Source organism: Sinorhizobium fredii USDA 205, assembly GCF_001461695.1.
In the GTDB taxonomy this organism is placed as follows: domain Bacteria; phylum Pseudomonadota; class Alphaproteobacteria; order Rhizobiales; family Rhizobiaceae; genus Sinorhizobium; species Sinorhizobium fredii.
This window is the reverse complement of sequence record NZ_AUTC01000027.1, coordinates 1-6,696: the sequence shown is the minus strand read 5'-3', so window position 1 is coordinate 6,696 and position 6,696 is coordinate 1. Positions and strand designations below refer to the sequence as shown.

General features: G+C 59.5%; 5 protein-coding genes and 2 pseudogenes. 4 read left to right on the top strand and 3 right to left on the bottom strand.

Annotated elements, in window-relative coordinates; translation table 11 throughout:
• Both N181_RS34230 and N181_RS04420 read left to right on the top strand, forming a co-directional pair.
• The coding region (locus N181_RS34230; protein ID WP_014330942.1) for a hypothetical protein at positions 1-227 on the top strand (227 nt) is incomplete at its 5' end.
• A gap of 222 nt (positions 228-449) precedes the next feature.
• Complete coding sequence (locus N181_RS04420; protein ID WP_034859666.1) at positions 450-1,307, top strand: hypothetical protein; 858 nt, start codon at positions 450-452, stop codon at positions 1,305-1,307.
• A gap of 247 nt (positions 1,308-1,554) precedes the next feature.
• Here the strand turns inward: N181_RS04420 and N181_RS30955 are convergent.
• Positions 1,555-2,103, bottom strand: a pseudogene (locus N181_RS30955) (Tn3 family transposase); the annotation flags it as partial.
• A gap of 866 nt (positions 2,104-2,969) precedes the next feature.
• On the opposite strand from N181_RS30955, the gene N181_RS35465 reads away from it, so the two are divergent.
• Complete coding sequence (locus N181_RS35465; protein WP_014330947.1) at positions 2,970-3,740, top strand: reverse transcriptase domain-containing protein; 771 nt, start codon at positions 2,970-2,972, stop codon at positions 3,738-3,740.
• Positions 3,741-4,532: 792 nt separating this feature from the next.
• Positions 4,533-5,858: a group II intron reverse transcriptase/maturase gene (ltrA, locus tag N181_RS04400; RefSeq protein ID WP_034859668.1), complete on the top strand. Its 1,326-nt coding sequence runs from the start codon at positions 4,533-4,535 to the stop codon at positions 5,856-5,858.
• 373 nt (positions 5,859-6,231) lie between these two features.
• On the opposite strand, the pseudogene N181_RS35460 reads toward ltrA, so the two are convergent.
• A pseudogene (locus N181_RS35460) lies at positions 6,232-6,282 on the bottom strand (hypothetical protein); the annotation flags it as partial.
• A 71-nt stretch (positions 6,283-6,353) separates the two neighbouring features.
• The coding region (locus N181_RS04390; RefSeq protein WP_060563254.1) for a transposase at positions 6,354-6,696 on the bottom strand (343 nt) is incomplete at its 5' end.

The following is a 6,696-nucleotide window of genomic DNA, read 5'->3' as shown; positions in this document are numbered from 1 at the left end:
CCATGTACGCACATCTTCCTCAGCCGTCGGTTAACTTTACGGTGCCAGTTGAGCCAGCGTTAATCGCCCTTGACGGCGGCCAGCGCCACGTTCAAAAAACCGGTGTGTTGTTCCGGCGTGCGCGTCTACTCTTCGTCTCGCTGATCTCGCGGCCCAATCTTGCCAGCCGTCCGGCAAAGACTCCACCTATCGCACTGTTCAGATTTGCGGAGCCGGCTCTCAGATGAAAGTTTCAACAGCGCCTCGACCGCGTCGCGCGTGTAGTCGATCGGCTCGGCGTTGTGCGCTATTCACCATGTGGCCAGCCGGGATCAGATCGAGGTAGGGGTTGCTGCCATGCACTCTTCCGTACGTCAGCTCGTCGTCAGCTCCCTGGCTTAGGCTGCTAACAGGTCTTGAGTAGAACGATATTACAACGGTGCAACCATTTCAATTGGGGAGCGAACCGCATGTATAGCAGTATCACTGGATCAGCCAGCCAATCTACAAGCGCGAGCCAAGCCGATGAATCGGGGCAGGCAGCAGATGACCAGACGTTTACGGAAACGCTCGCAGAGGCGGCGTCTGGTTCGTCGTCGGCGTCGCGGCTGTATTCCCTCACCTCCGAACCTCCTATCTACGAGTTGGACAGAAAGACGTTCGAAAAAGAACTGAAGAATTTCTATAGTGATGATGTCAAGCACATTGCCGATAATCCATTAGAATACTCGGATTTCGTGTCCAAGAAAGCCGAGCGCACCGCAATGGTCGCTAGAGTTGGTGCGAGCGTAGCTGACAAGCCTGGTGCGCAGTACTTCAGTTACCAGTTGGGCGACAAGAGCGTCGGGCTGCTAAGAGTGGATCCAGGATTCCGCATCAAAGGGAAAGACTGGCAGAAAGAGCACTTTCCGGAGCGAAAAAACATCTCATCGGTTGTGGCTATGCGAGTGACCCATCCGCTCGTTGAGAACGCGGGCGATGTTCTGCTCGAACATCAACTTCGGCTCGACGGCAAGAAGCCCTTAATCATGTCGCGTCCTGCTAACGATGACCCGAGGCCCCGTCTGGAGCAGATGGGCTTTGTTGACGTGGGTGGAAACGAGTTCGTGCTTGATCCTAAACGGCATGGCGATAAGTGGACGCTGAACGGCGACCGTGAATGGCAGCGGGCAGACAAGCCTCGACAGTATCTCCAAGCCGAGAGCGAGGATCCCGTTGAAGGAAGGAGCGACGAAAACGAAGGGTATGTCGAGACAGATTCGTCCAGCGATGACCCTTCTTGGTATTTGGAGCGGGCGTTGAATTTCCGCGGAGGACCGGCCGACTAAGAGGTTCAATAGGGAGCGGCATGAAGACTATCATGTCTCGTGTCCCGCGTGCCGGGAGGGAAGAGATAGCGAAACGGGAGCGCGCTCCTCGGTGCGCCTTTCCGCATATTGCGAAAGCAATCGCTTCGATGACTGTTTCGATGTTCGAGATAAGTGAACGTTGGTGCATAAATCCGTCCGGGGCGTCGCGCCCGGCTGGCGGTGACCTATAGGGGCGGTCGTCTGGCGCCGAGAGCCGTATGGCTTCGATTTCACCGCGTTCGTGGAAGAACACGGCGCGCTTGAGCTTATGTGCAGCTTCGCCCTTGTTGAGACCGGCCTGACAACGCCGGCGCAGCGCCGGACTGGAATACCATTCGATCATGAACAGCGTTCGCTCGATGCGGCCGAGTCCGCGCAGTGCTCTGGCCAGTTCGCTGTATTTCGATGAGGCGGACAACCGCTTGAGGATCGCCGAAGGCGCGACGGTAAGCGTCGTGATTTACGCTGCAAGGCGCAGGAGTTCGTCCCAATGGTCCATAATGAGCGCGGTGTTGATCGGTGCGCCGATATGATTTGCCAGTGTCGGATAGGCATCAGCCTTTTCGAAGGAACGGATTTTTCGCTCCTTGATGTTGCGAAGGCGCGGCGCGAAGCGCTTGCCGACCAGGCAGAACAGCGCAAAAACATGATCGCTCGCGCGCCCGGTATCCGTGAACAGCTCCTCGATCTCCAGAATCGTATCGTGATCAAACAGGCCATCGAGCACATAGACAGCCTCGCTCTCAGTAGGGCTGATCGGCAGGATGCTGTAATAGCTGCGCGGCGACAATCACGGTGAGGTGCGCCAGGCCAAGCTGGCGCGTTCCAGCCGGTGCGAGTCCGGTCCGGGTAAGGGGTAGCGACCGCCCGGTAGCAAGTGTTGCGGCGTGGGAGGTGACGACCACGGCGAAGCGTACGCAGCAATCATGCGGGGTGTGGGAGTGAGCCACGATAGTGATAAGATTGCAGGGGCCGAGACGTTCTCATCCGTCGAAGGCAACATGTGCGGAGCCGATAAGCGAGGCACCGTCGCCCTGCCGGGGTCTAGGGCCGCATCACGCATGAAAGGAACGCGTCGGAACCTGGGAGATCTCTTGTCTGGCCGGGTGGCGTTCGCCATGCCGGTCCGCATCGGGAAGGCGAGGAGCCGTAGCCGATGATGAACGGACAGGAGAAGTCTGACTCCGGCATAGTAGCTGTGAAGCCGACGAACAAAACCGGGCAACCGGTGGCGGAGCCGGTGGAGCCAAGGCCGGCGACCAAGGGGAACGTGGGCCAGCAAAGCACGCACCGGACACAGGACCGGGCTCGCGTGACCCAGGCGCTGGACCGCGTACGGAAAGCCGCAAGGCAAAGGAAGAAGGAACGGTTCACTGCGCTCTTCCACCATATCAATGTCGACACGCTTCGGACGGCGTTCTACGCGCTCAAGCGCAAGGCCGCTCCCGGGGTGGATGGCATGACGTGGCAGGACTACGAGGCAGACCTTGAGCCTCGGCTCAGGGACTTGCACAAACGGGTCCACAGTGGGGCGTACCGACCGCAACCGTCTCGCCGGACGTACATACCGAAGGCGGATGGAAAGCAGCGGCCGCTGGCGATTGCCGCCCTGGAAGACAAGTCGTCCAGGGTGCAACGGTCATGGTGCTCAACGCCATCTATGAAGGTGACTTCTGCGGTTTCTCCTACGGGTTTCGGCCCGGACGAGGACCGCATGATGCGTTGGATGCCCTGTGCGTGGCGATCGATAAGCGGAAGGTGAACTGGATTTTGGACGCCGACATCCAGAACTTTTTCGGGAGCGTCAGCCAGGATTGGCTCGCACGCTTCCTGGAACACAGGATCGGCGACAAGCGCATCATCCGCCTGATCCGGAAATGGCTGAAGGCGGGCATCCTCGAAGACGGGATTGTGACGGTGGATGACAGGGGAACGGGTCAAGGGTCGGTGATTTCGCCGCTTCTGGCCAATATCTACCTGCACTACGTCTTCGACCTGTGGGCGGAGCGCTGGCGACAGCGTGGGGCCACCGGCGATATGATCATCGTGCGTTATGCCGATGATGTGATCATTGGTTTCGAGCACGAGGACGACGTCCGTCGCTTCCTCGATGCGATGCGCGCGAGGCTTGAGGAGTTTGCGCTGTCGCTTCATCCGGACAAGACCCGCCTGATTGAGTTCGGCCGCTTTGCGGCGGTCGACCGCAAGCGACGCGGGCTCGGCAAACCGGAAACCTTTGCATTCCTGGGCTTTACCTTTATCTGCGGGAAATCGCGCAAAGGGCGCTTCCAGCTTAGACGGAAGACCCGAGGCGACCGCATGCGGGTGAAGCTCAAGGACATCAAGGTGGAGCTACGGCGGCGCATGCATTGGCCAATCCCAAACAGGGGAAATGGCTGGAGCAACTCGTAAAAGGACACTTCGGCTACTTTGCGGTTCCAACGAATATCCGGGCGCTCACGGCGTTCAGGTACCGCGTGATCGACCTCTGGCGACGATCGCTACGGCGGCGTAGCCAGAAGGACGATGCAACGTGGGAACGGGTCGCAGAGCTAGCCGACGACTACCTTCCCAAGCCTTGCAACCTTCATCCATGGCCGAGCGTCCGCTTCGCCGTCAGTCACCCAAGGTAGGAGCCACGTGCGGGAAAGCCGCCCGCGTGGATCTGTGCGGGGTTGCGCCTTGCAAGCGCGTTGAAGTCAGCCGTCTGAGATGACGGCCGCGGCAAAGCCTAGCGAGCAGCCGCGTACCAAGTCTTGCGTGGCGTCCGGTAACGGCCGTTGCGAAGCGTAGACAGGGAGGTTGTAGGCCGGAACAGCAGTGAACGGGAAGATAGCCCCGAAATCGATCGTGATCGGAGTAGCCGACCCCATCCCCGTTGGGGGAAGGCGGAATCGAAGGCCGCGTCTTCGCGAGTGGCCTGAGGTACTCCCGGGGTTCGTACCGCCAGCATACAACCGAAGGCATTGACGTGAACAAGGGAGATCCATCCGGCTCAAGCGTAAACTTGTAGGACCTGACAAGCCGATGAGGTGAGAAGGGACTGATGGTCGGGTGGAAGTCAGACTGACTGATAGTACTCCGAGGTCGGGAGAGCCGGCCACATGGGGAAGCGGTCAGCGGTAGTTGAAGTGTTCTTGGGCAACATGGGCTCCATCCAACGGGAGACGAGGCCTTTCATGTAATGGAAAGATAAAGCTGACCATGGAAACAGAACTTGACCGCATAGAAGCGAAAGCTCGGTGTGAGCCGAAGCTCCGCTTTACGTCGCTTGCCCATCACATCACGCGTGACCGAGTGCAGAGGAATCTTACAAGGGTTCCGAACCGTTCGGCGGTCGGGGTGGATAGGCAGACGGTGGAGGCGGCGAAGGAAAGCTTTGGAGAATGGATCGAGCCGATGCTTCAATCCATTCACCGTCAGGGGTATCGCGCGCCGGCAGTCCGGCGGGTTTATATCCCCAAGCCCGGAAAGACGGAGAAACGCCCGCTCGGGGTGCCAACCGTATCGGACCGGGCGCTTCAGCGTAGCACCGCTGAGGTGCTGTCCGCGATCTACGAGCAGGACTTTCTGCCTTGCTCGTTCGGGGGCAGGCCAGAGCGCAGCGCCCACCATGCTCTGTCGACCCTCAACGAGGTGATCTCCGGTGGTATGACGGGCTGGGTGCTGGAGGCGGACCTGAAGAATTTCTTCGGGAGTTTGTCCCATGAGTGGATGCTCCGGTTTATCGAACATCGAGTCGGGGATCCGCGCCTGATCAGCTTGATCAGACGCTGGTTGAAAGCGGGCGTCCTTGAGGACGGAGCTGTCCACCCGAGTGACGAAGGAACTACACAAGGCGGTTCGATCAGCGTCCTGCTGAGCAACGTTTACCTGCACTATGTCCTGGACCTTTGGTTCGAGCGCGTCGTGAAGACCCGGTTACGGGGCGAGGCTCGGCTGGTGCGCTACATCGACGACTTTGTGATCTGCTTCCAATATCGCTCGGACGCACTTCGCGTCGAGGAGGCCCTGCGCCACAGGCTGGGGAAATTTGGCCTCACGCTTGAGCCGACCAAGACCAAACTGGTCGAGTTTGGCCGGTTCGCACAGCGGCACGCGGGCAAGCACGGCAGAAACCGCCCGGAGACATTCTATTTTCTGGGCATGACGCTGTACTGCACGCGGAACCTGAAGGGTAACTTCAAGGTTGGCATGCGCACGGAGAAGTCGAGACTTCGACGGAGCGTCTCGTCGCTGCAGGCGCTGATGCGGGAAATGCGGCATCATACGATCAGGAAACAGGTCGGCGCGATTAACGCTGTCCTACGCGGCCACTATGCCTATTACGGTGTCGCCGGAAATTACCGGTCGCTCACCAAGGTCTATAGGGCTGGGGAGCGGTACTGGTTGAAGGTGCTGCGCAGCCGCAGCCGTGATGGTGGCCACCTCACCTGGGACGCCTTCCAGCAGATCAAGGAACGGACCCCGCTGCAGCAACCAAAGCTGCGGCTCCCATACCGGGCGCTGCGAGCACTTGCGGTGCTGTGAAACAACTGCCGAAGAGCGTGGTGCGGGAAATCTGCACGCCACGTTCTGTGGGAACCGGAGGTGGGTGACCGCCTCCGGTGACCCGGTGGCGTCCAGTAATGGGCGTCCCTACCGCGAAACGCGTATTGCCTCATCCAAGAGTGTTCCCAGAAAATAATGCCGTTGCCTCACTCGGATGTTCTCGAATGCCTCACGGGGACTCAGCGTCAATCAGGATCGCCGCGCTATAAATAGCCATATTGATCGGAAAGCCCGCTGTAGAATTTGGTACCGGGCTCGCTGCCATAATGGAGGTTGATGTCGCTGCGCCTTGCCGCCCGAGGCGGCGAATCTTCTTGTGGTTCACGACAATACCCTGCTGCCGCAGGGCCGCACCGACGCGGCGATAGCCGTAGAACTCGAACTCGTCGCAGATCGCGAACATCGCTTCGACGATCGCAGTGTCGTCGGCCGGCCTTTCTGGGTGGTCATAATAAGTGGAGCGCGCGATTCCCATCAGCCGGCATCCTTCCGCGACGGAGATGCCGCGGGGCCGGTGATGACGGACGTAGTCCCGCTTTTCGGCGGCGGTGCGTTTTTCAGAGGCCCCTTTAGAAACTCCAGTTCCAGAGCCTGCTTGCCGACTAGCCGCTCCAGCGCCGCGATCCGCGCCTCGTATTCCTGGAGGAGGTCAACGGCCTGCGCATCCTCGTCAAATGCACCTTCCTCGTACTTCTGAACCCAGATGCGGATAAGATTGCGCGACACGTCGTGGCGTTTTGCCAGACCATGCAGCGTTTCGCCGGCGAGAAATTCCTGCGCGACCTGACGTTTGAATTCGACGCTGTGACTGCGGTGC